Annotated in this window: 26 protein-coding genes; 12 read left to right on the forward strand and 14 right to left on the reverse strand. The window is 58.6% G+C overall.

Annotated features, from left to right (window positions below; genetic code table 11):
• Position 1: 1 nt before the first annotated feature.
• From ACFWW4_RS13375 to ACFWW4_RS13395, 5 genes are all read right to left on the reverse strand, one after another.
• Positions 2-139, reverse strand: a complete 138-nt coding sequence (locus ACFWW4_RS13375; RefSeq protein ID WP_411891311.1) for a hypothetical protein — start codon at positions 137-139, stop codon at positions 2-4.
• A 268-nt stretch (positions 140-407) separates the two neighbouring features.
• Positions 408-620 (reverse strand): hypothetical protein, encoded by a 213-nt coding sequence (locus ACFWW4_RS13380; RefSeq protein ID WP_393934081.1) that lies wholly within the window; start codon positions 618-620, stop codon positions 408-410.
• 68 nt (positions 621-688) lie between these two features.
• Positions 689-901, reverse strand: a complete 213-nt coding sequence (locus ACFWW4_RS13385; protein WP_393934079.1) for a hypothetical protein — start codon at positions 899-901, stop codon at positions 689-691.
• Between the two features lie 103 nt (positions 902-1,004).
• Entirely contained in the window at positions 1,005-1,664 is a 660-nt protein-coding gene (locus ACFWW4_RS13390; protein ID WP_411891312.1) for a YjbF family lipoprotein, read from the reverse strand.
• The gene (locus tag ACFWW4_RS13395) at positions 1,661-3,775 is read right to left on the reverse strand and encodes a YjbH domain-containing protein (RefSeq protein ID WP_411891313.1); all 2,115 of its coding nucleotides are present in this window, start codon (positions 3,773-3,775) and stop codon (positions 1,661-1,663) included. Before ACFWW4_RS13395 ends, ACFWW4_RS13390 begins: the two co-directional genes overlap by 4 nt.
• Positions 3,776-4,071: 296 nt before the next feature.
• Here ACFWW4_RS13395 and ACFWW4_RS13400 point away from each other — a divergent pair, with 296 nt between their 5' ends.
• Positions 4,072-4,632 carry a hypothetical protein gene (locus ACFWW4_RS13400; protein ID WP_411891314.1) on the forward strand — a complete coding sequence of 187 codons (561 nt, stop codon included), beginning with the start codon at positions 4,072-4,074 and terminating at the stop codon, positions 4,630-4,632.
• On the opposite strand, the gene ACFWW4_RS13405 is transcribed toward ACFWW4_RS13400, so the two are convergent.
• Genes ACFWW4_RS13405 through ACFWW4_RS13420 form a run of 4 tightly spaced genes read right to left on the reverse strand, consistent with a single transcriptional unit; the run spans position 4,614 to position 8,469 of the window.
• On the reverse strand, positions 4,614-5,777 hold the full coding sequence (locus ACFWW4_RS13405) for a TIGR03862 family flavoprotein (RefSeq protein WP_411891315.1): 1,164 nt from the start codon (positions 5,775-5,777) through the stop codon (positions 4,614-4,616). The two genes, ACFWW4_RS13400 and ACFWW4_RS13405, sit on opposite strands and share 19 nt — an antisense overlap.
• A complete protein-coding gene (locus ACFWW4_RS13410) occupies positions 5,774-7,084 on the reverse strand; it encodes a mechanosensitive ion channel family protein (protein WP_411891316.1) in 1,311 nt (436 codons plus the stop codon). The genes ACFWW4_RS13405 and ACFWW4_RS13410 overlap by 4 nt, the downstream gene beginning before the upstream one ends.
• Positions 7,085-7,108: 24 nt before the next feature.
• Positions 7,109-7,723 (reverse strand): enoyl-CoA hydratase/isomerase family protein, encoded by a 615-nt coding sequence (locus ACFWW4_RS13415; RefSeq protein WP_411891317.1) that lies wholly within the window; start codon positions 7,721-7,723, stop codon positions 7,109-7,111.
• Entirely contained in the window at positions 7,720-8,469 is a 750-nt protein-coding gene (locus ACFWW4_RS13420; RefSeq protein WP_411891371.1) for an SDR family oxidoreductase, read from the reverse strand. The genes ACFWW4_RS13415 and ACFWW4_RS13420 overlap by 4 nt, the downstream gene beginning before the upstream one ends.
• 129 nt (positions 8,470-8,598) lie before the next feature.
• Here ACFWW4_RS13420 and ACFWW4_RS13425 point away from each other — a divergent pair, with 129 nt between their 5' ends.
• The 7 genes from ACFWW4_RS13425 to lpxK all read left to right on the forward strand — a co-directional run bounded on the left by ACFWW4_RS13425 (position 8,599) and on the right by lpxK (position 16,345).
• Complete coding sequence (locus ACFWW4_RS13425) at positions 8,599-10,101, forward strand: DUF2125 domain-containing protein (RefSeq protein ID WP_411891318.1); 1,503 nt, start codon at positions 8,599-8,601, stop codon at positions 10,099-10,101.
• Between the two features lie 70 nt (positions 10,102-10,171).
• Positions 10,172-11,689 (forward strand): DUF2125 domain-containing protein, encoded by a 1,518-nt coding sequence (locus ACFWW4_RS13430; RefSeq protein WP_411891319.1) that lies wholly within the window; start codon positions 10,172-10,174, stop codon positions 11,687-11,689.
• Positions 11,690-11,741: 52 nt separating this feature from the next.
• Positions 11,742-13,088: a TldD/PmbA family protein gene (locus tag ACFWW4_RS13435; protein WP_411891320.1), complete on the forward strand. Its 1,347-nt coding sequence runs from the start codon at positions 11,742-11,744 to the stop codon at positions 13,086-13,088.
• A complete protein-coding gene (locus tag ACFWW4_RS13440) occupies positions 13,075-13,863 on the forward strand; it encodes a 3'(2'),5'-bisphosphate nucleotidase CysQ (RefSeq protein ID WP_411891321.1) in 789 nt (262 codons plus the stop codon). The genes ACFWW4_RS13435 and ACFWW4_RS13440 overlap by 14 nt, the downstream gene beginning before the upstream one ends.
• Positions 13,864-13,903: 40 nt before the next feature.
• On the forward strand, positions 13,904-14,149 hold the full coding sequence (locus ACFWW4_RS13445) for a DUF4170 domain-containing protein (RefSeq protein ID WP_393934131.1): 246 nt from the start codon (positions 13,904-13,906) through the stop codon (positions 14,147-14,149).
• A gap of 9 nt (positions 14,150-14,158) precedes the next feature.
• A complete protein-coding gene (locus tag ACFWW4_RS13450) occupies positions 14,159-15,361 on the forward strand; it encodes a 3-deoxy-D-manno-octulosonic acid transferase (protein ID WP_411891322.1) in 1,203 nt (400 codons plus the stop codon).
• Positions 15,362-16,345, forward strand: a complete 984-nt coding sequence (gene lpxK / locus ACFWW4_RS13455) for a tetraacyldisaccharide 4'-kinase (RefSeq protein ID WP_411891323.1) — start codon at positions 15,362-15,364, stop codon at positions 16,343-16,345.
• Here lpxK and ACFWW4_RS13460 read toward each other — a convergent pair.
• Positions 16,342-17,007: a DsbA family protein gene (locus ACFWW4_RS13460; RefSeq protein WP_411891324.1), complete on the reverse strand. Its 666-nt coding sequence runs from the start codon at positions 17,005-17,007 to the stop codon at positions 16,342-16,344. The genes lpxK and ACFWW4_RS13460 overlap by 4 nt on opposite strands.
• 12 nt (positions 17,008-17,019) lie before the next feature.
• Entirely contained in the window at positions 17,020-17,529 is a 510-nt protein-coding gene (locus tag ACFWW4_RS13465) for a DUF721 domain-containing protein (protein ID WP_411891325.1), read from the reverse strand.
• A 122-nt stretch (positions 17,530-17,651) separates the two neighbouring features.
• Here ACFWW4_RS13465 and ACFWW4_RS13470 point away from each other — a divergent pair, with 122 nt between their 5' ends.
• From ACFWW4_RS13470 to ACFWW4_RS13485, 4 genes are all read left to right on the forward strand, one after another.
• Complete coding sequence (locus ACFWW4_RS13470) at positions 17,652-18,650, forward strand: A/G-specific adenine glycosylase (protein ID WP_411891372.1); 999 nt, start codon at positions 17,652-17,654, stop codon at positions 18,648-18,650.
• 56 nt (positions 18,651-18,706) lie between these two features.
• Complete coding sequence (locus ACFWW4_RS13475; protein ID WP_411891326.1) at positions 18,707-19,849, forward strand: alkane 1-monooxygenase; 1,143 nt, start codon at positions 18,707-18,709, stop codon at positions 19,847-19,849.
• A 419-nt stretch (positions 19,850-20,268) separates the two neighbouring features.
• A complete protein-coding gene (locus ACFWW4_RS13480) occupies positions 20,269-21,264 on the forward strand; it encodes a hypothetical protein (protein WP_411891327.1) in 996 nt (331 codons plus the stop codon).
• A gap of 418 nt (positions 21,265-21,682) precedes the next feature.
• Positions 21,683-22,351: a DUF4332 domain-containing protein gene (locus ACFWW4_RS13485; protein WP_411891328.1), complete on the forward strand. Its 669-nt coding sequence runs from the start codon at positions 21,683-21,685 to the stop codon at positions 22,349-22,351.
• Between the two features lie 328 nt (positions 22,352-22,679).
• Here the strand turns inward: ACFWW4_RS13485 and ACFWW4_RS13490 are convergent, their stop codons facing one another.
• The 3 genes from ACFWW4_RS13490 to ACFWW4_RS13500 form a co-directional block, all read right to left on the reverse strand.
• The gene (locus tag ACFWW4_RS13490) at positions 22,680-23,789 is read right to left on the reverse strand and encodes a site-specific DNA-methyltransferase (RefSeq protein ID WP_411891329.1); all 1,110 of its coding nucleotides are present in this window, start codon (positions 23,787-23,789) and stop codon (positions 22,680-22,682) included.
• A gap of 89 nt (positions 23,790-23,878) precedes the next feature.
• Entirely contained in the window at positions 23,879-24,511 is a 633-nt protein-coding gene (locus ACFWW4_RS13495; RefSeq protein ID WP_411891330.1) for a ribonuclease HII, read from the reverse strand.
• 177 nt (positions 24,512-24,688) lie between these two features.
• Positions 24,689-25,159, reverse strand: a complete 471-nt coding sequence (locus ACFWW4_RS13500) for a hypothetical protein (protein ID WP_411891331.1) — start codon at positions 25,157-25,159, stop codon at positions 24,689-24,691.
• Positions 25,160-25,222 lie beyond the last annotated feature (63 nt).

The following is a 25,222-nucleotide window of genomic DNA, read 5'->3' on the forward strand; positions in this document are numbered from 1 at the left end:
TCTATTGGCTCGCGGCAGCCAGTGCCGCCATCAGTGCAAACGCACCCAGCAGTAGATAGCCGCCATTCACCGATCCCTGTGGAGCATCAAAGGGCGCTGCGGGTGCGGCGACGGTTGGTTCTTCTACAGGAGTGGCCAAGCCACCAGCATGCGCCAATGACCCGTTTAGGCAAATAGATGCAGCCAATACTGTCGCTTTGAAGTTTCGCACTCTGTGTATCCCTGTCGAAAATAAGAACCGACGAATAATGAATAAGTTATCGGCGGTTGATTGGGGCGGCAATACTGAACCCGCAGCGGCGGCGAAATCTGCGGTGTTATTGGGGTATTGCGGGGATCATGCTGTCAGGCAGCCATAAGATCCGAATTGGAACTGGCGCAACCGCCAGCTCCAAGACAGTTTTCGCTTAGTCGTTTGCGTTCACCGCAGCTGCAATCAGCAGCGCGGCCAGAACGCCTACAATCAGGTATGTGCTGTTGATCGAGGAGCCTGCTGGTTCAGGCTCTTGAACGATCACTGGGGGTGGGTCCATGACAACGGGGTCAAGACCACCAGCCTGTGCGGCAAAACCGGAAACCGACAGTGCGGCGGCTGTAGCAAGTGTAGTTGCAAAGCGCATGTTTATTTTCCCTTGTTCCAAACGGCCGACATGTGCCGGCCGATCAATTGTTATTTTTGTTTTTCGACTTAGTCGTTTGCGTTCACGGCAGCTGCGATCAGCAGGGCAGCCAGAACACCAAGGATCAGGTAAGTGCTGTTGATCGAAGACCCGGCTGGTGCTGGTTCGTCAACGATGACGACAGGGGCTTCCATCACTTCAGGTGACATACCACCAGCGTTGGCGGCAAATCCAGAAACAGCCAGAGCGGCTGCGGCGGCGAGCGTAGTTGTAAGGCGCATGTCGGTACTCCATTAATGCACGGGTGGACGACGGCCTTTCGCCGCCCCACATTCGCGCATTAAATCAGCACAGTAGGCAAAATCCAAGATACCATGGAATAGTTTAGAAGATGTCGATTTGAAGGTATCCGGCATCGGGTGAAATGGCCTGAAGGCTGCGAATAATTGTCCCTGCGTCATTTACCCAATAAACATTGGCGAATTGCAGGTTTTCATTTCCGCATTTTTCTTCAAAACGGGTCGTATTCTGCTTGATTTGCAGCCTTTCGACGACTTCTCGACCTTGCGAAGCGATGCGGCACTGCAACAGTTCCGTCGAAATTCCGTCCATATTCGTCAGAAATTCATGCACACGCTGCGCTTCACCGCCGCCTGAGCGAATTGCCGCCCATGATTGCGATACGTCCGCTGCCATCAAATCGCGCACCAGACCGCGGGTCGCGACAACAATCCCGTTTTCGAATGTCACGCTGATGTTTGCACTATCGACCCAGGTCGCCCGGTTGGCATTGCTGCCAGCCTGCACGCTGGTGTCCCACCGGTTCAGGTCACGTATGTTGACCCTTATGTATTTACCCGGGTTGGACAAAATCTGGTCCTGCGGCACAGATGAACCTGATACCGGCTGTGTCTCTGCCCCAGTGACCCGCCCCATCACCAGACCACCCAGTTGCGATGCTGTGCTGCCTTCATTCAAGGGCCCGCAAGCGGATAGTCCGATAAAAACCGCACCGACAGCCATAAACCATTTGGACAGTGTCATCGCCAGAACCTCCCCCAGGTGTCGGACAGATCGGGCAGGTGACCGCCCCGCACAACGTCGTACAAGCGCCCATCGACCTGCAGCCGTGCCCCGCCATCGCCGACCCGTGTGCGGAACGTATTGCCGTAGCTGCCGCGCGTCGGTGTCCCGGTAAAGAAATCCTGTGGGATCGTGACCTGGACACCCTTGTTGTAGGATCCGCTGCCGAAATCCTCGTAAGACATATCCGTTTGGGTCACATAGGCCCCAATCACCCAGCCATTGTCGAATTCGCGATCAACCGAAACAGTTGCCCCCCAGTCGCCCGCCAGATAGCGACCCACATCCAGTTGCGTGTGATACCCGTTGCCAAGGTCGTAATAGGCCGACACATGTCCGGTGGTGACGTCATAGTCATATTCATCGAACCCAAAACCCATATCGGTGTCACGCTGTGCTACCTGATTGACCTCGATCCCCAGTCCGAAACTGCTTTCGACGGGCTTCCACAACAGCTCACCCGACACGCCGCCGAACATCCGTTCCAGATAGCCGACGCTGACCCGGCCATAGAGATTGGTGCCGGGGCGGGAGAAGTGGTTCAGCGTCAGGTTTGCCAGCACCGGCACGCCGTCATTGCCGTAAAGGCTGCCGTCAGACCGGACGTTTTGAATGTCCGGTGTCCGCTCCACGCCTGTCGGGTCATCTTCGGGGGGCACCACGCTTTGTTCGATGGCCCCGGACAGCACCAGATTAGGCCTGATCTGATAGACCCCACGCAGGCTGAGCCCCAGATCGACATCAACAGAGCCATCATTGCTGAACGGGTTGATCCGGAAGTAAGGGCCAAGACCCCAGGAAAAAGCGTTTTCGTCCGATGCCACGGCATCGAGCCCTTGCGAGCCGCCCGCATCGCCGAACCCGGACCGGTCGAGCATGGCCGCCGTGCCGCCTGCGCGATTTTCAAGTTGTTCGATATCCCTCCGCGAAATGGTGATGGCTGAGATTGGGATACCACGGCGTTCGGGTTCCAGAATGAACGTGTCGATGGAGGGCGGCATCACCTGCGTCATCATGCGGGCCGTGCGGCCTGCCGCCTGCGCCTCTGACCGGAAAGAGCTGTTGATATACCGGACCCGCGCGGTGGTATTGGTCAGCTCCAGCCCCGTCAGGGTGATGTTTTCGATTTCCAGCAATCCGCCCAACGCCCGGCGCAGTGCCCTGTCAGGCAAGGCGGTTCTGTCCCAGCTTTGCGCGGCCAGGCTATCGGCAGGCCGGACCTTGACCGGCGGGGGCGATTTATCCAGCCCGCTTCCGGTGGCCCGCGCGTTCGGGTTCAGTTCGAAGCTGCCCGAGACCCCAAGCTGCGTACCATAAAGATAAGACAGCCCCAATTGGACGCCGGGGCGCGGTCTGTAGGTCAGCCCGTAGTTGACCGGAGACTCTGTTTCGCGCACCACGCCAAAGGCGGTTTCGGTGTAGTCAATTGTCGAGTACTCGGCCTTGACGCCCCACCGGTCATTGATCTGATATTCCACTCCACCGAAAATCGCTGCATCGCCCCGAAACCACTGGTCGGACCCAAGTTGGCCGCCGGGCAGATCGGGGGCGGGGCGGACCTCAAAATCGCCACCAAGGGGGTTGGCGAACCCGTCACGCGTGCCCATCGCGCCCCAACCAACACCCGTCGTCACAATCAGATTGTCACCGAATGATTTCGATGCCACGACATATTCTGACTGGAACCGACCGGGGGTCAGAAAGTCGCGCAGGCCCACAGCGATGGCCGGTACATAGGTCGTTTCGTTGTTGAACCGGTATCGCAGGTCAAACCCACGTTCAACCTCGCGCTCTGTTCCGCTTTCAGGGGGGTCGTTGAACAGTTCGACATTTGCATAACGAAAGCTGGCCGAAAGGCGCTGATTGACCTGAAAGGTCAGGGCCACCTGCCCAAGCCCTTCTGTATATGAGAACGTGGCCGCCAACGCGTTTTCCGGCGCGCTTTGCGCTGTGGGCATTTCCAGCAGACCGGGTGTCCCGTAAAGCGAATAGGTCGCTGTTACCTCTTGACCGATGGCGCCTGTCGCAATTGCAGTTGCAACCGATGACACCAGACAAATGCCTTTTGGCATAACACGCTCCCCATTCGACGTAATGCCTAAGGTCTATCCTGATGCTGCGGGTTTGGGAATCCCGAATGCCAAACGTCAGTATTACCCATTTTTCAATACCCGCTATGCGTGTAAACTCTTTGTTAATCAATTTGCCATCAATTCAACCTATGTTAGTGTCACATCGTTACAAGTTTGTCCTGTTTCCGGACCCGTTAGGTACCTGCTCGTGGATTTCCCACGCGCTGCAACCTTGGCTCGACCAACCCATCCCATCAAACCGCCGAAATTGCAGCAAAACCTTGTTGCATCGCGATATGTCGCCTGCCGAGGCAGCACAGGCGTTTGACAGAATGGATTTCGCCTTTGAGGATTACACCCGGATTGCGGTCATCCGTAATCCATACGCGAAGATGGCCCAGCTTTATTATCGACTGGCGATCGCCGATCCCGTGTGGCGCGCGCGCCTTCACCTCGGGTTTGAACCGCCACGATTCAACCGTTGGCTGCGTGGAACCCGCACAAATGGCACCGGCGCGGGCTATCGCAGCAGCCCCGGATGGCGCCGATTTGGTGCGTGGTCAGCTGACGCGTGGTGCGGTGATCACATCACACATATGGTACGCGCCAGCAACGCGGCCGAGGAACTGACACCCATTTTCAACGGTCTGGGGATCAGCCCTGCATTCGGGCATCGTACTTGTCACGATCTGGGCCGCCAACGCCTTGCCCGGCTTTATGACAAGGCAAGCTGTGATCTGGTCCGTGAAAGATATGCCGCCGATCTCGCGCTTTATCAGCGCGATGCGCCGGAATTGCGTCTGATCGACGGCGGCAAGGTTCCAATGGACAAGCAGCGTTACCGCTTCGTCGCGTAGCGGACAGCCCCAGCGGCAGCCCGGCGCCCTGTCGCCAGACAACCTGTGATCAGGTAGCCGCCTGTCGGGGCCTCCCAATCCAGCATTTCGCCGACGCAGAAGACACCGGGGCGGTCCCGAAACATCAGATCATCTGTCAGCGCGTCAAAGCGGACCCCACCTGCTGTCGAAATCGCCTCGTCCATCGGGCGCGGGCCCTCGTGCCGTATCGGGAGCGCCTTGATCAATGGGGCAAGGTCATCGGGAAAGGGTCGCCCGAACTCTGACAACAGGGCGATATGCACGGGATCAAGCCGCAAGGCCTTGCGCAGATGATTGGTGAGCGTTTCTTTCTTTCGCCTGCGCGACAGGGCCGCGCGCAATCGATCCAACGTCCAGTCAGGTGCCAGATCCAGCGTCAGCGGCGCGCCGTCGCGGACGGCGGCTGAGACGGCATAGATCCCGCCACCCTCAATCCCTTTTGATGAGATGATGAATTCCCCACGCGATGTCAGCGCCCCCGCGCGCAGCATCGTCGATTTGACTGGTTGGCCCCAGAACTGCGTCATATGAGCTGACCAGGGCACGACGAAGCCCATGTTCGCCGGGGCAAACGGAGCAACAGCATCAGGCAGAAACCGCGCCCACGCGCCATCAGAGCCGAGCCGTGCCCAGCTTGCACCGCCCAAGGCCAAGACAGCGACTTTTGGATTGATAAGTCGGCGTCCGTCCGGCGTATCAAAGATGAACTGGTCACTATCCCAGCCCTGCCAGCGCCAGCGTGTTTTCAGGGTGACCCCCTGCCTATCCAGCCGCGCGAGCCAGGCGCGCAACAGCGGCGACGCCTTCATGGCCTTGGGAAAGACCCGTCCTGTCGATCCTGTGAATAAGGGCTGTCCCAGCCCTTCGGCCCAGCCCATCACGGCGTCGGGTCCAAAATCGGTCACGGTTTGTTTCAGGACATCTGGTGCGTCACCATAAGCGGCCAACACAGCCTCAATGGGTTCGGATTTGGTCAGGTTCAGCCCCGATTTTCCTGCCATCAGAAACTTGCGGCCCACCGACGGCATCGCGTCAGCCACAGTGACAGACAAGCCATCGCTCGCCATAACCTCTGCCGCCATCAACCCGGCAGGACCCGCCCCAATGACAAGTGCATCTGTCACGCAGGCAACGTGCCTTTCAATTCGACAACACGGTGTGGGTAGGGGATTTCGATATCGTTGTCTTTCAGTGCATTCCAGATCAGGAATAGCACGTCAGAGGCGTATTTGTTTTTGCCGTCATCGATTCCGTTGACCCAGAATTCGACGCCAAAGTCGATCCCGCTTTCGCCGAAGCCGCGCAGTTCGCAGTCGGGTCCCTCGGGATCGTCCAACACCTCGGGGTGGGTTGCAACGGCTGCTTCGATAATGGCCGGAACCTTGTTGATATCGGTGTCGTAGCTGACAGAAAACGCGACCTCCAGCCGGTTGGCCGATCCACTGTCGGAATAATTGACGACGCGGGTGGTGATGAAATCCTCGTTCGGGACGACAATCCAGCGACCGTCAAAGGTTTCCAGAATGGTGGCGCGAGCGGTCATTTTGATGATCGTGCCCGCCTCGCCGCCGTCCAGTTCGACGTAATCGCCGACGGTCGCCTGCCCTTCGACCAAGAGGATCACACCGGATATGAAGTTGGACGCGATTTTTTGCAGGCCAAAGCCAAGGCCGACACCCACAGCACCCCCGATAATCGCCAGTGAGCTGAGGCTGATCCCCATGATGTTCATCAAAAGCAGAAACGCGATGCCGAAAATCGCAAATTCGGCCACCTTGACGATCAATTGCCGGATGGCGGGCCGCATCGGCTGCCTTTCGATATAGGCGACCGATTGCGTGTTTGACCATTGCCCCAGCCAGAACAGCAGGCTGCCAGCGATGAGGCCACGGATGATGGCCAAAGCAGAGAAGCTGATATTGCCAAGGCTGACGACCGTTCCCTCCAGGGCGGTGATCACCTGATCCAAAAAGCCCAGCGCGTAGAGTGCGGCGACCGGCACGAGCACGTAGCGGGCCAGCAATTTCAGGAACGGGTCGCGAATGATGTGTTTGGCAAGCGCCCGGGCGGCAAGGAACAGGAACACACGCTTGCCAAAGGCGATCACGGCACCGGACCCGAACAGGGATCGCGTCACAACCTCGCCTATGGCCGTGAAACCATAAGCCAAAAGCGGCAACAGCAACGGCATGAAAATCAAAACAAAACGGCGGGCTTTGGCGATGATCGAGCTGTTGTCAGGCTCCGGCGTCAGAAGCCGGGTCACACGGGGTGCAATGATCCGATTTGCCAAGCGCGCGACCAGATAGGCCCCCACCAGCAGCGCGAATTGTGACCATGCGGCCGGTGACAGCAACCATTCCTGCGCCAGAATCAACCCTTGATCGAATGCCGCGCGGGCCTGATCCATCAGGCTATCTGCTTGTTCCATCACTCGTTCCCCCGGTACTGACCGTCAAACCCCTGCTATCATGCCTTTGATACCGGCCACATGGCTGTTTGTCGCCGCCAATACGTCCTGCGTCAGGCCGCCCGCCGATTGCATCAGGTCGCCGGGGTCTACAATCCGATCCACAAGTCCCCACGCCTGGGCTTCTGTCGCGCTGATTTTCTGACCAGCCATCAGCACCATTTTCGTACGGGACGGTCCGACCAGCCGCTCCATACGGATCGGATCAGATGGTTGGGGCAGGAACCCAAGTTTCATCACAGGATAGAAGAAATTCGCTTTGGGCACTGCGATGCGCAGGTCACAGGCGAGCACCATACCAAACGCCCCACCGGCCACGGTTCCGTTCAACGCGGCGATGGTCAGGCCAGACATCGCCGCGATTGCCGCTGACAACCGTTCCCAGACCGGATCAGTCGCCAAACCGGCCTTTGCTGCCTCGAGATCGGCCCCAGCGCTGAACACCGTGCCCGTTCCAGTCAGGATCAATGCCTTGGTCGATTGGGCGTCTTCCGCAATATCGGCCAATTCCAGCAACATGTCGCGGGTCAGCGCGCCTGCCTTGTCGGGCCTGTCGATGGTCACGATCCACAAATCGCCTTCGCGGTCGTGGCGGATCATACAAGCCCGACCTTTTCGCGGATGTCATCCTCGCGCAGGCTGATATCGGTGCCCAGATAGTTATCTGCCGCGTCCGTACACATCCATAACAGCGCCTGCGCCGGCCATTCTGCCGGAATATGTGTGGACCAGTCCAACTGGCTGACCGGGTTGATGCCGGACGCCTTGATTTCGCGCTGCATGTCCGTGGCAACGGTGCCGGGGGACAGGCCCATGATGCGCAGGCCCTTTTCGCGCGCTTCCTTGTCGCCCATGCGGGTCAGCATGTAGACCCCGGCCTTTGAACTGCAATAAGCCGACCAGCCTTCGACCGGACCGTGGGCCGCACCGGATGAGATATTGATGATCGTGCCGTGCCCCTGAGCGATCATGCCCGGCATCGCCGCCCGCATGCCGTACATGACCCCTCTGAGGTTGATATCGATCGTGCGCGCCCATGCTTCGACATCGGTCTCAGCCAGATGTCCGATGGGTTCGATCACACCCGCATTGTTGATTAGCACATCAAGACCACCAAATGTCCGGGCGGTCGCGTCGATTGCTGCCTCAACCTCTGCATGGCGGGACACGTCACAGGGAATCGCGAGCGCCTTTTCCCCGATTTCGCCCGCCAGTTCGGCAATGGCATCGGTTGTGCGGGCAACCAGTGCCACATTTGCCCCGGCATCGGCGAAAGCGCGGCCCGCCGCGGCCCCGATCCCACGGCTTGCACCGGTCACGAGTACGGTTTTCCCCACCATATTCATCTTTTTCACTGTTATCCCTTTCGATCCGCGCTTGGGGTGGCTACTTACTGAATCGTCAATTCCGCCCCTTGCCTTATACTACGAACGCTTGGATCGGTCCGAAAGATACATAACGAAAGGTAATTCTCAATGACCTACACCACTCAATTGCGCAGCGCGGCTTGCATCGCTGCCCTTGTCGTCGGCGGGGCCGCCAATGCTGATGTTACCGCAGCCCAAGTCTGGGAAGACTGGAAAGCGCAACTGAACATGTATGGTGAAAACAATGTCACCGTTGGCACCGAAGAGGCGTCGGGTGACACGCTGGTCGTGCGCGACATCACCACAACCATGGACGATGGCGAGGTTAAAGTTGTCACCAGCTTGGGCGATCTTACCTTTACAGAGCAGGGCGATGGCAGCGTCGTTGTGACGATGGCCGAAAGCTATCCGATTGTGATGACCGTTGAAGACGACGTCGTGATCACCGTTCTGGTTAGCCAATCAGATCTGGAAATGGTGGTCACCGGCGATGAGAACGTCAAGAATTACGATATCTCGTCTGATCAAATCACGATTGAGTTGCAGGATATTGTGGATGGCGACATCACGTTCACCGGCGATGTGAAGCTGACGGCGAACGATCTGGCAGGCACCTATAGCTCTGAGGTCGGTGATCTGCGCGAGCTGACTTATGATCTGGCGATGTCTTCGCTTGACCTGATTGTTGATATCGAGGTGCCGGGCGACGCAGGTGAATACGTCGTGGCCAGCGGCAAGATCGAAGGCATGTCCATGCAGGCCGATATGTCGATCCCGCTGGATGCCGATTTCGAAAATCCTGACAACCTGTTTGTCGATGGGTTTGCCGCGGCAGGGGGCTATGAGATTGAGCGTGGCAATTATGTCTTCGACATCAATGCTGACGGCGATCAGCTGGCCGGTTCTGTCAGCACCGGTACGGCGAAGCTGACGGGTGAGATCAACAGCCAGACAATCGTCTATGATACTGAAACCAACGATGTGGCTATCAATGTCACCAGTGGCGACTTTCCGTTCCCTGTTGAACTGGCGCTGGCTCAGTACGGCGTCGGGTTTGCGATGCCTGTCGGTAAAACTGAAGAACCCGCTGATTTTGGTCTGAGCGTCGATTTTATCGACCTGACAATCAATGACATGATCTGGAACATGTTTGATCCCGGCACCGTGTTGCCCCGCGATCCTGCCACTGTTCAGTTGGACGTGTCCGGTAAGGCCAAGCCTTTGTATGACATGTTTGACCCGGCACAGGCGGACGCCATGGCCAGCAGCGATATGCCAGTTGAATTGGACAGCTTGACGCTTAACAACCTGCGGGTTGCGTTGGCCGGTGCGCTTGTTACCGGGTCAGGCGCCTTCACCTTTGACAACAGTGATCTGGCGACGTTTGACGGCATGCCGCGCCCCGAAGGCGATGCAACGGTCGAGGTCACTGGTCTGAACAAGCTGATGGATAACCTTGTTGCAATGGGTCTGGTGCCTGAAGATCAGATCATGGGTGGCCGGATGATGCTGGGTATGTTTGCCCGCACCACGGGTGATGATCAGTTGGAAACAACACTGGAAGTGAATGGCGAAGGCCATGTTCTGGTGAACGGTCAGCGCATGCGCTAAACTGGCGGACAATCGGCGGCGCGGTGGGTGACTACCGCGCCGTTTTCTTTTGCAAAATAGGATTTTGATGATGCTGCGCCGTAACCTGCCCCCCGCCTTGATCCTGCTGGCCAGCCCGGCAATGGCCGATATCACGGCGGATGATGTCTGGACCAATACAGTTGCGTTCTATCAGGCCACAGGCGGGACGCTGACCGCAGAGTTGAACCGCGACGGCGATACGGTATTCGTGGACAATCCCGTCCTGAACTATCGCTTCCCTTTCGATGCGGGCAGCCTGCAGATCAGCATGCCGCCAATGACCATGGTCGAGCAATCTGACGGCAGCGTCACACAGAAGCTGCCAAAGAGTTTTGATCTGGCACTGGATCTGCAAACTCCGCCGATGATCATGGGTGATTTCAGCTTTGTCACTGTCGTCACGCAGGCGGACTTTGCGGCAACTGCGACGGGAACAGCCGGCGATATCACGTATAACCGTGATGCTGCGGCTTATGGGGCCACCATCGAATTTGATGTGGGCGAGGAAGAGTTCGGGGGGATCAGCATGGCCTTCGAAATCACCGGCGATGGCTACGCGCAAACGACCCGCGTCACTGAAGGCGATTTGATCGAAGTCGTCTCGGACAGCACAACAGAGCCGATGCGATACAGCTTTCGTAGCGACGAAGGCTATGGCTACAGGTCCGAGGGCAGTGGGACCTATGGCACGACCACTAGTCGGGTAAGGATGGCTTTGCCTCCGGCTGGTTTGGATTTCACCAATCTGGCTCCGGCCTTTGCTGCGGGAATGTTCGTTGAAGGCACCACCACCACAACCCGCAGCAGGGACGAAAGCGTGACCTATTTTGAGGACACAGTCGCAACACGTGAAGTCACCAGTGTGGGTCCGGGCCAATCGACGCTGCGTCTTTCTGCGGATGGTCTGGTCGGCAGCGGTGAGGTGCAGGACATCGCCGTGACGTTCGAGGAAAATACCTTCACAGGTCTGAATGTATCGGTAGATATCGATAACGGGTCCGCCAGCTACCGAGTGCCGTTCATGGCTGCAGACGATCCGCAAGACCTGAACCTGAACATGCTACTTACCGGGCTGATACTGAACGACGAAACCTGGGATCTGTTTAATCCCGATGGCACCATACCGCGGGACCCGGCCGATCTGCGCCTTGATTTGTCGAGCACTGTGAATCTTGGCGTTGATCTGCTTGATTTCATGGGGCTAGAGGCCGCATTCGCCGGCGCGGATGTTCCGATAAAGATCGAAACGCTGACACTTGATGTTTTCGACCTCGACGTCGCTGGCGTATCGGCCAATGGTACAGGCGCGTTTACTTTCGACAATGACGATCTGGAAACATTTGACGGCTTTCCCAGACCCGAAGGGAGCGGCACAATTGAAATCACTGGCGCGAATGGCCTGCTGGATAAGCTGATCGCCGCTGGCCTTGTCCCGCAAAGTGAGGCTGGGATGGGTCGCATGATGCTGGGGATGTTTACGCGCCCGACAGGTGACGACCAGCTGACCTCAACGTTGGAGGTCAATGCCGAAGGGCAGATCCTCGTCAATGGCGAGCGTATCAGATAGGCTTGCGGGCGGCGCTGACCCGCACTAGGTCATGGGCAACAAAGGACAATCCATGACGCAATCACTTTCTGATCTGACCCAACAATTGTTGGACGTGGCCCGCCGTGCCGGGGCTGATGCCGCCGACGCAATCGCTGTTGATGGCACATCTGTGTCGATCAACGTGCGCGCCGGTTCGCTGGAACAGGCCGACCGGTCGGAAGGCATTGAAATCGGCTTGCGGGTCCTGGTGGGCCAGCGACAGGCCTGCGTTTCATCCTCTGACACGAAACCCGACACGCTGGCGCAGATGGCTGAACGGGCCGTGGCCATGGCCCAGGAGGCGCCGGAGGACCCTTACGCCGGGTTGGCTGACCCGGCACAACTGGCCGCACAAACAGACAGCGCGACGCTGGAAATGTGCGACCCAAGCGAAGAGCCGGACCCTACCACCTTGCAGCAGGATGCGCTGCGGGCCGAGGCTGCGGCCTTGGCCAATGCGGGCGTCAGTCAGGTGCAGTCCGCCTCAGCCGGGTATAGCCGCCGTCGCATTCATCTGGCCGCAACCAACGGTTTTTCAGCCGGATATGCGCGATCCGAACGGGGCCTTTCCTGCGTTGCGATCAGTGGTACCGGGACCGGCATGGAGCGCGATTATGACTATGACAGCCGCATATTTCAGTCCGATCTCCGGGATGCTGACGATATCGGGCGGGCCGCTGCGGCACGGGCTGTTGAACGGGTTGGGGCCAGAAAGCCCGCAACCGGGGCGTTTCCGGTGTTGTTTGACGAGCGGGTTGCGAATGCGCTGATCGGCAGCCTGCTGCAGGCAACCAACGGCACTACCATCGCACGCGGTTCCGGCTGGTTGCGCGACAAGCTGGGCGAACAGGTATTGCCCAAGGGCTTATCATTGGTCGAGGATCCGCATCGCAAACGCACCTCTGGCTCGCGCCTTTTCGATGCGGAGGGTTTGCCGACGGCCAGACGCGCTATTGTCGATGATGGCGTGCTGACCGGCTGGACAATGGATTTGTCGACATCACGCCAGTTGGACATGGCCAGCACGGCTAACGCGGCGCGGGGCACAAGCGCACCACCTTCCCCCAGTGTGACCAATGTGGCGTTGACACAAGGCGACCAAAGCCGTGACGACCTGATCACGCAGATGGGCACGGGCCTGCTTGTCACCTCAATGATCGGATCGACGATCAACCCCAACACCGGGGATTATTCGCGCGGCGCATCGGGATTCTGGGTCGAGAACGGGGAAATCACCTATCCGGTCAACGAATGTACGGTTGCGGGCAATCTGCGCGATATGCTGCTGACGATCATTCCGGCCAATGATGCGCGCACCTATCTGTCGCGCGTCGTGCCATCGCTGCTGGTCGAGGGGCTGACACTTGCCGGTGACTGATCAGGCGCTGTTGGTGGCAGCGGCCCGGGCCTCGGGCGAGATCGCAAAAGAGTTCTTTCAGAAAAGCCCCGGCGTGACGGACAAGCCGGACGGTGCTGGCCCGGTGACAGAGGCTGATCTGGCAGTGAATACGATGCTGGAACGAATGCTGCGCGCCGCGCGCCCGGATTATGGCTGGTTGTCTGAGGAAACCGAAGACAGCGATGCCCGGCTGACAACACAGCGCCAGTTCGTGATTGATCCGATCGACGGCACCCGTGCGTTCATCGAAGGCAGCAAAGATTGGGCCCATTCGCTGGCTGTGGTTGAAGATGGGCAGGTGGTCGCAGCCGCTGTTTACATGCCGATCCGGGACCTGATGTTCGCGGCCAGACTTGGGGCGGGTGCCACGGTCAATGACCAACCGGCACGGGTGACAAGTGCGGGACTGGATGGTGCGACGGTCCTTGGTGCCAAACCCAACTTTGATCCCCGACTTTGGCAAGGCGGGACGCCACCGATCAAGCGCGTGTTCCGGTCATCGCTGGCCTATCGCCTGTGCCTTGTGGCCCAAGGGCGATTTGACGGCATGATGACTCTGCGGCCCAGCTGGGAATGGGACATCGCTGCCGGTGCCCTGATCGCTGCCGAAGCAGGTGGCCGCGTCACCGACCCGGCGGGGCAATCGCTGCAGTTCAATAACCCGCACCCGCAGGTTCCGGGTGTCATGGCCGCCGGACCCGAATTACATGAAGGGCTGACCCGGCGGCTTGAGCCGCAAGCCGCAAACCCCTAATGTGCAACGCAACACAGCCCTCAACAAAGGTTTTTTCTCAATGACTCAACGCCTGCACCTCGTCTTTGGCGGCGAATTGGTTGATCCAACCAAAAACGCATTCAAGGATGTCGACAAAATCGACGTGGTGGGAATGTTCCCGAACTACAAATCAGCTTATGACGCCTGGAAAAATGCGGCCCAGCGCACCGTTGACGATGCCCATATGCGTTATTTCATTGCCCATATCCATCGCCTGCGGGATGAGGAGACTGAAGCGTCCCCAACCGAAGAGCTTGGCAGCTAAGACGCAGGAATGGCGCGCTCACGGTCACTGTCAATTGCCGCCTTTCTGGCCGGTCGGGGGGAACCCTATCAGATCAAGCGGTTGGAAACCCAGCCGCCACGCCCCTTTGGCGTGGTCATCTGGGCCCGCTGTAGCCATCCTGACCAGCTGACCGCGATTGACACGCTGAACCGCAAGCTGACCGAAGATGGTGATCCGCTGCAGGTGATCGCCACCATGCGGGACTGGGACAAATCAATGTCGGACCGCGCCTTGGAAGAACCAAAAGGACGCGACAACATCAAGCTGTTTCTCCAGCATTGGCAGCCGGTCATGGCGATCTGGATTCGTGGTGATCTTGATCCGATCCTGCTGGATGAATGGCGCGAGGCCGCTATTCCCTGCATGCTGGTTGATGCAACAGCAGAGGGGTTGGAACAGGTCGCAGGCAGCTGGGTGCCGGGTGCCATGCGATCGCTGTTGTCCCAGTTCGAAGCCGTGCTTGCACTCGATCAGGCCGCGGCAGAAGGATTGATCCGGGCCGGTACCCCACAGGAGGTCGTGCGCATTACAGGGCCGATGGAAGACTGCGAGCCGCCCTTGCACTGCGAAGATTCTGAGCGACAGGAAATGGCCAGGGTCATCGGCACCCGCCCCGTTTGGCTGACAGCATCTGTCACACCCGATGACTGGGCCGACATTGCCGCAGCCCACAAGGTCGCCAGCCGCCAGGCCCATCGACTATTGCTGATTATTGTGCCCCGCGACCCGCTGGACGCCTACGATTGCGCAGCACAGATGGTATCGGAAGGGTTCTATGTCACGCTCCGCTCGGAAGAGGAGGAGCCGAGCGATGTCACCCAGGTCTATATCGCAGACACAGATGATGAGTTGGGCCTGTGGTACCGCATTGCCCCGATCACCTATGTCGGAGGCACCCTGCATGGCGGCGGATGCCGCGACCCGTTTGAGCCAGCAGCGCTCGGATCTGCAGTTCTGTATGGCCCACATGTGGCCCCGTTCCAGAAACACGCCGCCCGGCTGAATGCGGCGGGCGCATCGCACCTGATCCGGTCCGGTGCTGATCTGGGTCCGCTGGTCGAAACGCTGCAATCCACTGACAAGGCCGCGACCCTTGCCCATGCCGCCTGGGATGTGACATCGCGCGGCGCTGATGTGACCAACCGCATCGTGCGGATTATCCAGCGTCGGCTAGAGGAACTGGGGCACTAGATGCGTGCGCCCGATTACTGGTTTACGCCGCCTGACAAACCTGCCCTGATCGCCCGAATGCTGGCCCCTGCCGCCGCGCTATATGCCGCTGCGACTGCCCGTCGTCTGAGCCGACCCGGATACCGGGCCGGCGTGCCGGTGATCTGTGTTGGCAATATCAATGTAGGCGGCACCGGCAAGACGCCCACGACAATTGCACTGATCGAACGGCTGAAAGAGCGGGGGCGCACCCCGCATGTCGTCAGCCGCGGCTATGGAGGTTCGCTGGAGGGGCCGGTAGCCGTTGATCCGACCTTGCACACGGCCAACCAAACCGGTGACGAACCACTGCTGTTGGCGGCCTTTGCGCCCACATGGGTAGCACGCGATCGCGCCGCCGGCGTCAAAGAGGCCGAGGCGGCAGGCGCGGACGTCATCCTGCTGGATGACGGGTTTCAAAACCCTTCGGTTATCAAGGATCTATCGATTGTCGTGGTCGATGCGATGCGGGGCTTTGGCAATGGCCGGGTGTTGCCAGCGGGTCCATTGCGCGAACCGGTTGATACCGGGCTTGCGCGGGCCGATCTGGTGCTGTCCATCGGGCCGCCCGCTGCGCAGGATCAATTTGAGGCGAACTGGACGCTGACCAAACCGCTTATCACGGGTCATCTGGCCCCACTGCCAACAGGTATGCCATGGCGGGACCTGAACCTTCTGGCCTTTGCTGGTATCGGTCATCCCGAGAAATTCTTTACCACCCTGCGCGATATGGGCGCAAAGCTTGTGCGCGCCGAAGCCTTGGCCGACCACCAGCCATTAACTTCGGCCCTGATGAAACGGCTGGAGGTCGAGGCGGCAGCCCACAAGGCGCAGCTTGTCACGACGGAAAAAGATGCAGTACGCCTGCCAGATCAGTTTCGGATGAAGGTGCTGACGCTGCCGGTGCGCTTGCAATTGGAGGATGGGGCACCGCTTGACGATGCCCTCACCCGGCTAGGTCTTTAGCCCAGCTTGCCGTCCAATGTGGCTGCAAACTCATCATAAGGCATGTTCGAATATTTCTGTCCGTCGATGATGAAGCTGGGGGTCGAATTGATCCCGTCACGTTCGGCGTTTTCCTGATACCATGTGAACAGGCTTTCCGCCTTTGGCCCGTCGCTCAGACAGGCATCAAGTGTCGCATCGTCCAGACCGGCTGTTTTCGCCAATGTGCGCAGGTCCTGCACGATGGTCGCGGGGTCACCGCTGGCCAACCATTCGCGCTGTTTTTCATAGAGCAAGGCGGACATGTTGAAAAAGAAATCCGTGTCGCCGGGGCAGCGGGCGATCATGGACGCCCAGAGGCCAGGGCGGTCGAAATATACCTCGCGGTACACGAATTTGATTTTCCCGGTGTCGATATAATTGGCCTGCAGCGCCTGATACTGGTTTGCGTGGAAAGTTGCACAATGCGGGCAGGTGAAGGAGGCGTATTCGATGACTTCCACGGCGGCATCGGGATTGCCTTTGACCATTTCGACCACTTCAGGCAGATCGCCCGATGCTTCCTGTGCGTTTGCCGCGCCGGGCAGCAACCCGGTCTGTTCGTCCGGGCGGGTCAGCAAATAGCCGCCACCAAGGGCCAGAAGGGCACCGCCACCAGCGGCCAAAAGAGTTCTACGTTCCATGTTCACCTCGGATCAGGGTTTTTGTTTCGATAGGACATTTGTTCCAAGCGCCGCAAGGGCTGCGCGCAAGTCTTCGTTCTTTACGTCGTCAGATAGGGCCTTGGCCGCCGATTTCACCTTTGGATCAACGGTTTTTACGGTTTTCGGGGCGGGCGAGAAAGCCGCGCGCCCTTCGGCAAATCCTGTCGGCGCGGTTTGAGTGATCCGCACGCGCGAAATGGCACGATAGCCGTAGCAGGCGTTGACCTTTTCGCGGATCTGTTCCTTTTGCATTTCCAGCATGGGGGCCTGCGCGCCGGTTGTCAGCAAGGTCAGCGTCGCCCCCATCCCACCTTTGCCGTAACTGACATTCACCGGTGTGGCGATCTGTGCGGTGGCGTCGCCCACAACCTCGGCCCAGTGGGTCAGGAGGCGCGTCACGGCAAAACCACGATCCTCGCTAGCCTTGCGGATGCGCGACTGGACCAATGTGGCCGCCCGGGAAAATCCGCGGGTTGTGCTGGTGTGCCGTGGCTGTTTCATATCTACGCTCTAATCTATGACACCTGACGCGCCAAGTCAGTGAAACTGCGACAAAGGGTAAATAAACATTGCGTGACCTAAGTGATGATCTGTTGGCCTGGTATGATGTGCATGCACGGGACATGCCATGGCGCGTGCCGCCGACCGACCGCAAGGCGGGGGTTATGCCAGATCCGTATGCCGTGTGGATGTCAGAGGTGATGTTACAGCAGACCACTGTGGTGGCGGTGCGCGATTATCATCGCAAATTCATGGGGTTGTGGCCGAAAGTCACCGATCTGGCGGCGGCAGATGATGCCGATGTCATGGCGGCATGGGCGGGTCTTGGATACTACGCCCGCGCGCGGAACCTGCTGAAATGCGCGCGGGTGGTGGTTGCCGATCATAGCGGTGTTTTTCCGAGTGAATATAAGACCTTGCTGACCCTGCCCGGTATCGGTCCGTATACAGCCGCCGCCATTGCGGCCATTGCGTTTGATCGCCCCGAAACCGTGGTTGATGGCAATGTAGAGCGGGTGATGGCGCGGCTGCATGACGTTCATGAGCCGCTGCCCGGTTCAAAACCCGTCTTGACGGATCATGCGCGAACGCTGACGCCCGAAAGGCGACCGGGCGACTATGCTCAGGCGGTGATGGACCTTGGCGCGACGATTTGCACGCCGCGCAGCCCGGCCTGCGGGATTTGCCCTTGGCGCGATCCTTGTGCGGCACGAGCGGCTGGGACAGCGCCGGAGCTACCCAAGAAAACACCAAAGAAACAGACACCTACACGCTATGGGATTGTCTATGTGGCGCGGCGCAGCGATGGTGCGTGGTTGCTGGAAACACGGCCCGAGAGCGGGCTGTTGGGTGGGATGCTGGGCTGGCCGGGTTCGGACTGGTCCGACGCACCTGAACCCGCGCCACCGCTGGAGGCCGACTGGGCGGCATTGGGTGAAGAGGCGCGCCACACCTTTACGCATTTTCATCTGCGCCTGAAGATTATGACGGCCATTGTCCCGATGCAAACCAAAGTGATGCGTGGTGTTTTTGTCCCGAAATCTGATTTCAGCCCGGCGGCTTTGCCCACGGCGATGCGCAAGGTTTATGATCTGGCCGCTACGCGTTTTATCGAGAGTTGAATAATTAGGGCGTATACCCTAAACTGGTCTTCGAGCTATGGCAGCGGAGGTTTGAGATGACAGCGATACCCGGAACTCCTCGCGTTGGGCGGCTGACTGCGGCGCTGCCCTTCTGGCTGTCGCTGGCGCTGGTGCCATTGGCGATTTGGGTGGCGATGCAGGGCGGTTGGGCCCTGCTGCTGTTGCCTGTGTCGACCTGGTATCTGTTTACCGGGCTGGATTATTTCATTGGCCTAAACACCGCGAATCCCGATCTGGAAACGCCGGAGGATCAGTTGGTCTGGTATCGGCTGATCACGCTTGTCTGGCCACCGGTGCAGTTGCTTACCATCTTTGGGTTAATGATTTATGTGATACAGACAGGTCATCTGAGCGGGTTCGAGGAATGGGCATTGTTTGCCGGGCTTGGCGTGCTGTCAGGTACAATCGGGATCACCTATGCGCATGAGCTGATGCATCAGAAGCCAAAGGTCGAACGCTGGATGGCGGATATCCTGATGGCGTCTGTGTTGTATTCGCATTTCCGGTCCGAACATCTGCTGGTCCATCACCGTTATGTAGCCACGCCCCGTGATCCGGTCACGGCGCGGTATGGCGAAAGTTTCTGGCGGTTTTTCCCGCGCGTTCTTTGGCAATGCCTGGTGTCGGCGTTTCGGGCAGAAAAGGCCATGCTGGCGCGTAAGGGGTTGCCTTGGCACGATAAATCCAATCCGTTTTGGCGGTATTGGGCGTTGCAGGGCGGGTTCTTTGTGCTGGCCGCCCTGATCGGTGGTTGGTGGGGTGTTTTCCTATTTGCAACACAGGCATTCTGGGCGGTTTTCCAGTTGGAACTGGTCAATTACGTCGAACATTACGGGCTGACCCGCAAGCATCTGGGCGACGGAAAATACGAGCATGTTCTGCCCCGTCATTCGTGGAATTCGGCGCATCGCGCGTCGAACTGGCTGCTGATCAATTTGCAGCGTCATTCGGATCACCACTACAAGCCGGACCGGCGGTTTCCGCTGTTGCAGACCTATACGGCGGATGAGGCCCCGCAACTGCCCTTTGGTTATCCGGTGATGACGATGGCGGCGCTGTCGCCGACGATCTGGCGCAAGGTGATGAACCCACGGGTCAAGGCGTGGCGCGAGATGTATTACCCCGAGATCACGGATTGGTCGGACTACAGGTCGTCCGGCAACCCGATGCCACGCTAGGATGGGTCAAGACCCATCTTACGGTGGTGCAACGTTCGGTGCCCTGACCGGGGCCGCGCAACACCTGCTTTCACCGAATCACCGCTGGACCAGTTAATACAGGGCTTTTGGCTCATTTCGGCGGTCGGCATCGCGTCGGCAAAACGTCGGACATGCGTCGGACCCTTTTGCAGCATTTGGCCGGGTTAACGGACCGCACGGTGCAGTTTGTAAATGAATGCTTACCGGGTCGCGCCGAACTGACGCGCCTTCACGCAAAAACACTCATCTTCAAAAGCGACGGTTGCTGCATCCGATAGCTGGTGGGGATGTTTCTGAAAAACCCGAGAATAGAGCGATGCGCTGACGCGTAGTTCCAGAAGTGGCGAGTGCGCGTGGTCACAGGACGCCGCGATTGGACGGAAACAGGAGATTTTGAAATGAGAGCAATTGCAATGATATCGCTGCTGGCACTAGCGGCTTGTGGCGGCGGCGGGTCGGGCGCCAATCCGGGTGGTCTTTCAGAGCGGGCACAGGCGCTTGCGTTTGGCACCAAGGCAGGTCAAGCGCCCGCCAATGGTTTGCCCTTTGCGACAGAGGACACGACGCTAGCCGACGTTGACGGTGCAGGCCCGATCAACATCAAAGTTGTCGGTGCCATCACCGATCATGAGAGCGGAGAGACCCGGCTGGTCATCCTGGATGAAACGGTCATATCCACGGGCGATGATCTTGGTGATTTTGTGGTGACGCTGAATGGTGAGACTCTGGCATTCGTGGAGGGCGCAGGCCCTGCATCTGTAGAAGGTGGCGAGGATTGGAACAGTGAAACCTTCACGGAAGGCGCAGTTTCGGCAACGCGATCTATCTATGTCTATGCGCGTGGAGAAAATCCTGACCTCAACGGCGAATTCGATGCCGAGCTGTTTTCTGTTGTCGGATTTGAAACGGACCCAACCGAGATAGCAGCCATCACGGGCAGTGTTACATATTCTGGTATCTTGGAAGGCTACGGGCAGTTACTGGATTTGGATGGCAATCTGATTGACGACGAAGTCAACATTTCAGGCGGCATCGAAATTACGGCCGCTTTTGATGATTTGGACACGGTCAATGGAAGTTTGAATGCATCATATGGGCCCGACGAAGGCAGTGATTTTGAAAATACAGTCGAAATGACTTTCTCCGCCGGTATCGACGGGAATGGTTATGCTGCTGATCTGAATTGCACATCGGGCTGCGTGGATCAATCGTCGGTCATTGCCGGTGCGTTCTATGGTCATGACGCGTTGGAGACCAGCGGGCTGATTGGTTTTGATATCACATCGACGGTCGCAAACCCCGACGATCCGAATGCACCATTTGAAACCCAGTTCATTGGCGGTTCCGGATTCACCGCAACGCAGGATGGCGTTGTCGGTGGTGGTGGTGAGTGATAACCAAGGCAGCCGCCCTTGCAGAAAGAGCCCCGCCATCATTTCGATGGCGGGGTGAAAGTTAGTGCATACGGACCTTTCCACCATGGAAAGGCTTGCCGCAGGCACCTGCGGTATCAACGTGGGGAATGCATGTTGTGATCTTGTCCCTGGTCAGTGCTTCTCGGTTGGAATTGCGCGTGTTGGCGATCCGTTTTTCGGCGACCTTGCGATATTAGTCTCGCGTCGGCAAAACGTCGGACTTGCGCCGGACCTTTTTGCAGCATTTGGCAGGGTTAAGGTCCCGCGCAGTCGAATCGTGAATGCCACGGCAAGGTTTTGACACTGGCCTTCGAGTGCCAATCGTGACTGATCTGGATCATTGCCGGGTTGCCCTCTCCGGCTATTGTCAGTGACCAACCGACCAATGATGGCGGCAATGACAGTGGATAAACCACCAAAGACACAGTCACAGGCAGCGACAACGAGTCTTGAGGATCTGCAGGACCGTATTTTGTCCAGTGATCTAATCCCGAGCCATGAGCCTCTGCGCGATGGCTTGGCCAAGAAGCTGGCCGCAATCCAAGCCGTTGGTGTGCAGAATGCCGCCGAGCTGCTGGTCACCTTGAAATCAGCGAGGTCATCCGCAGCGCTTGCGAGTTCAACGGGCGTTGATCTGACATACCTGCAACTGCTGCGCCGCGCGATCAACGGGTTTTTCCCAAAGCCCAGACCATTGAAGGACATCGACTGGTTGGGTGACGACGCCGTGGCCAGTTTGGCGACGGCCGGCATCAAGAATACCGGGCAGCTATTTGAGGCCGCGTCTGATCCGGTGGCGCTGACCCAGCAGACAGGTCTGCAACACAAAACCCTGGATGAGATGGTCGCGATTGCCGATCTGTGCCGTATTCAATGGGTCAGCCCCGGGTTTGCACGCGTGCTGGTCGCGGTCGGCTTGCGTACTGCATCCGAGGTAGCGCGTACCGACCCGGATGCGCTGTGCGCTGCTATTGCAGCGACCAACGCCGAGGCAAAGTTCTACAAGGGGAAAGTAGGCCTGAGGGACGTCAAGAGGCTGGTCAAGGCTGCAGCTTATGTGCCGTAGGAACATTGGAGGGGTTTGTTGTGCAATCGTCCGGCGAGAGGCTTTGCCGGTTGCGGTGCAAGCGCCGAAGCTGAAAACCCCGACGGGCCTGCGACATTGATCAATTGGCGCCTTCTCTCGGTTGCCGACTGTACCGGAGTGCGAATTGCGATAGCCGGGCAGATGCCGGGACGACGCCAGCGGTAATCTGGCTGTGCCAAAAAAAGCCCCGCCATCATACGATGGCGGGGTAAAAGTTAGTGCATACGGACCTTTCCACCATGGAAGGGCTTGCCGCAGGCACCGGCGGTATCAACGTTGGGAATGCATGTTGTGACCTTGTTCCCGGTCAGTGCTTCGCCATTTCTGCACGGATCTGCTGGCGCAGCAGATCAATGGGCACCTTTTGCCCGTCGCGTTTAAATTGCCAATAGGTCCAGCCGTTACAGCTTGGCGCGCCTTCCAGATGCGCCCCGACCTGATGGATTGATCCTTTGATATCGTCCCCGATGAGGGTGCCGTCAGCCCGGACCTTGGCCTTGTGCCGACCGTTCATCGACCACAGTTCCTCGCCCGGGCGCAGCATACCCCGTTCGACGAGCACCCCGAAGGCGACGCGCGGTTCGGCGCGTTTGGAGGTGGAGACCTCCAATGCTTCCTTGTCGAATTTCCGGGTGTTGGCGATCCGTTTTTCGGCGACCTTGCGATATTCGGCCTCACGTTCGATCCCGATGAAATCGCGCCCCAGCATCTTGGCCACGGCCCCGGTGGTGCCTGTTCCGAAAAACGGATCGAGAACAACATCACCGGGGTTGGTGGTGGCAACGAGGACCCTGTGCAGCAGGGATTGCGGTTTTTGGGTCGGGTGCGCCTTGTCGCCTGCATCGTTTTTCAGACGTTCATGGCCGGTGCAGATAGGCAACACCCAGTCAGAGCGCATCTGCACGCCTTCGTTGAGCGCCTTGAGCGCTTCGTAGTTGAAGGTGTATTTGCTGGCTTCTTCCTTTGACGCCCAGATCAGGGTTTCATGGGCGTTGGTCAGGCGTTTACCCCGGAAATTGGGCATTGGGTTGGATTTGCGCCAGACGACATCGTTGAGGATCCAGAACCCCTGGTTCTGCAATTCTGCACCCATGCGGAAGACGTTGTGATAGCTGCCGATGACCCAGATTGCCCCGTTGGGTTTCAGCAGGCGGCGCGCGGCCTTGAGCCAATCGCGGGTGAATTTGTCATAGACCTTGAAACTGTCGAACTGGTCCCAGGCGTCATCAACCGCGTCGACCTTGGAATTGTCGGGGCGGTGCAGATCACCCTTGAGCTGCAGGTTGTAGGGCGGATCGGCGAAGATCAGATCGATGGAATTCGCGGGCAGACTGTTCATCAATTCGATGCAGTCCCCGTCAAGGATCGTGTTCAGAGGGAGCGCTTTTGCGCCCTTAACTTCGGTCTTAATCGTCATACTTGCCTCGTAGCCCCGGCGGTTTGCCCGCTCATTTGCTTGGCCCTAATGTGAGTCAGAGACGATTCGCTGTCAAAAACTTTATTGAATCAATCACTTACGATTTTATCTTGATACAAGATGTTGTGTATGGGGGCGAAGGAACGTCTATGATGGGGGGTGACCCCAAGAGCCTGAAGCCCCTTGATATGCTGGGCTGTGCCGTATCCGGCGTTCTTTTCCCATCCATAGCCGGGGAACTGTTGCGCCAAATCCACCATGTGTCGGTCGCGCCACAGTTTGGCGACGATTGACGCTGCGGCAATCGACTGGCTGCGCCCGTCCCCTTTGACGATGGTTTCGCTGGATATCGTCAGGCCGCGCGGCACCATGTTGCCGTCGATCAGGATGTGATCGGGCCGTTGCGCCAGCCCGTCGATGGCCCGCATCATGGCAATATGGGACGCCCGCAGGATGTTGTGTTCGTCGATTTCCGCCACGGTCGCCTCTGCGATGCTGACCAAGGCGCTGGTCATAATCTGGTCAAACAGCGCCTCGCGCCGCTTGGCCGACAGTTTCTTGCTGTCGTTGAGCCCCGCGGGGATATTCGCCGGATCGAGGATCACAGCGGCGGCCACGACTGGACCGGCAAGCGGCCCGCGCCCAACCTCATCCACACCGGCGATATGGGTGAACCCGTTGCCGTGGGCGGTTTGTTCGAAGCTGAAATCTGGTGTGGTCATGCGGTCAGTGACCAGACTGTGCTGACCACTGCAAGCAAAAAGGGGCAGAGAGCCATGTCCAAACTCTCTGCCCCTGTGGGCGCATGTGACTTCTGTTAGGCTTTTGTTGTTTGAAGCCACTGGCCCAAGGTGGCGCGGTAACCGGGGCTGTGCGACCGCGCTACTGGTCGGGCAGTCTTAGTGCCGCCGATCAGATCGATAGCCTTGCTCGCGCAGGCAAAGGGGGTCGTAGCCGCGACGCGGCCCGTTATTCGTGTAAACGCGAACGGCGCAGCGATCTGGCAAGCTGTTCACATGGTTGTAGTTCCGTTCCAGACAGCGCAGGCCGAACATGCGCTGGGTGCCAAAGCGGGTTTCAATGTTGCGCAGACACGCATGCGGGATCACGCGGCGATTGGTCTGGCGGTTCAGATCGGACCAGCGGTTCGCATTGTTGGGTGTAACGCGCGGTGCGCGCATGTCGCGGTCACGAACAGGGGTCGTGGACCGGTCTTCGCGCCGGTTTTCGAGCGCGGCGTTGAGGGCTGCGATGGCGGCGATACCAAGGATCAGTTTGCCCACATCGTCGCGGTCAAGCCCACCGGCCTGTAGGGGTGTGGCGAGGGTCAGCGAGAGGGCGGTAATGCCTGCGATTAGGGGTTTCAGCATGGGCTTTCCTTTCTTAGCGGGACGCGAGGAGGCGTTGATGAAAGGATTTTGGGGCTGATCCAC

The sequence above is a fragment of the Yoonia sp. SDW83-1 genome, from assembly GCF_046762885.1.
In the GTDB taxonomy this organism is placed as follows: Bacteria; Pseudomonadota; Alphaproteobacteria; order Rhodobacterales; family Rhodobacteraceae; genus Yoonia.

Coding starts and splice junctions, on each gene's coding strand:
- ACFWW4_RS13380 (WP_393934081.1), bottom strand. CDS start 620: ATGCGCTTTGCAACTACACTTGCTACAGCCGCCGCACTGTCGGTTTCC.
- ACFWW4_RS13385 (WP_393934079.1), bottom strand. CDS start 901: ATGCGCCTTACAACTACGCTCGCCGCCGCAGCCGCTCTGGCTGTTTCT.
- ACFWW4_RS13390 (WP_411891312.1), bottom strand. CDS start 1,664: ATGACACTGTCCAAATGGTTTATGGCTGTCGGTGCGGTTTTTATCGGA.
- ACFWW4_RS13395 (WP_411891313.1), bottom strand. CDS start 3,775: ATGCCAAAAGGCATTTGTCTGGTGTCATCGGTTGCAACTGCAATTGCG.
- ACFWW4_RS13400 (WP_411891314.1), top strand. CDS start 4,072: ATGTCGCCTGCCGAGGCAGCACAGGCGTTTGACAGAATGGATTTCGCC.
- ACFWW4_RS13410 (WP_411891316.1), bottom strand. CDS start 7,084: ATGGAACAAGCAGATAGCCTGATGGATCAGGCCCGCGCGGCATTCGAT.
- ACFWW4_RS13415 (WP_411891317.1), bottom strand. CDS start 7,723: ATGATCCGCCACGACCGCGAAGGCGATTTGTGGATCGTGACCATCGAC.
- ACFWW4_RS13420 (WP_411891371.1), bottom strand. CDS start 8,469: ATGAATATGGTGGGGAAAACCGTACTCGTGACCGGTGCAAGCCGTGGG.
- ACFWW4_RS13425 (WP_411891318.1), top strand. CDS start 8,599: ATGACCTACACCACTCAATTGCGCAGCGCGGCTTGCATCGCTGCCCTT.
- ACFWW4_RS13430 (WP_411891319.1), top strand. CDS start 10,172: ATGCTGCGCCGTAACCTGCCCCCCGCCTTGATCCTGCTGGCCAGCCCG.
- ACFWW4_RS13435 (WP_411891320.1), top strand. CDS start 11,742: ATGACGCAATCACTTTCTGATCTGACCCAACAATTGTTGGACGTGGCC.
- ACFWW4_RS13445 (WP_393934131.1), top strand. CDS start 13,904: ATGACTCAACGCCTGCACCTCGTCTTTGGCGGCGAATTGGTTGATCCA.
- ACFWW4_RS13450 (WP_411891322.1), top strand. CDS start 14,159: ATGGCGCGCTCACGGTCACTGTCAATTGCCGCCTTTCTGGCCGGTCGG.
- lpxK (WP_411891323.1), top strand. CDS start 15,362: ATGCGTGCGCCCGATTACTGGTTTACGCCGCCTGACAAACCTGCCCTG.
- ACFWW4_RS13460 (WP_411891324.1), bottom strand. CDS start 17,007: ATGGAACGTAGAACTCTTTTGGCCGCTGGTGGCGGTGCCCTTCTGGCC.
- ACFWW4_RS13465 (WP_411891325.1), bottom strand. CDS start 17,529: ATGAAACAGCCACGGCACACCAGCACAACCCGCGGATTTTCCCGGGCG.
- ACFWW4_RS13470 (WP_411891372.1), top strand. CDS start 17,652: ATGCCATGGCGCGTGCCGCCGACCGACCGCAAGGCGGGGGTTATGCCA.
- ACFWW4_RS13475 (WP_411891326.1), top strand. CDS start 18,707: ATGACAGCGATACCCGGAACTCCTCGCGTTGGGCGGCTGACTGCGGCG.
- ACFWW4_RS13480 (WP_411891327.1), top strand. CDS start 20,269: ATGAGAGCAATTGCAATGATATCGCTGCTGGCACTAGCGGCTTGTGGC.
- ACFWW4_RS13485 (WP_411891328.1), top strand. CDS start 21,683: ATGACAGTGGATAAACCACCAAAGACACAGTCACAGGCAGCGACAACG.
- ACFWW4_RS13490 (WP_411891329.1), bottom strand. CDS start 23,789: ATGACGATTAAGACCGAAGTTAAGGGCGCAAAAGCGCTCCCTCTGAAC.
- ACFWW4_RS13495 (WP_411891330.1), bottom strand. CDS start 24,511: ATGACCACACCAGATTTCAGCTTCGAACAAACCGCCCACGGCAACGGG.
- ACFWW4_RS13500 (WP_411891331.1), bottom strand. CDS start 25,159: ATGCTGAAACCCCTAATCGCAGGCATTACCGCCCTCTCGCTGACCCTC.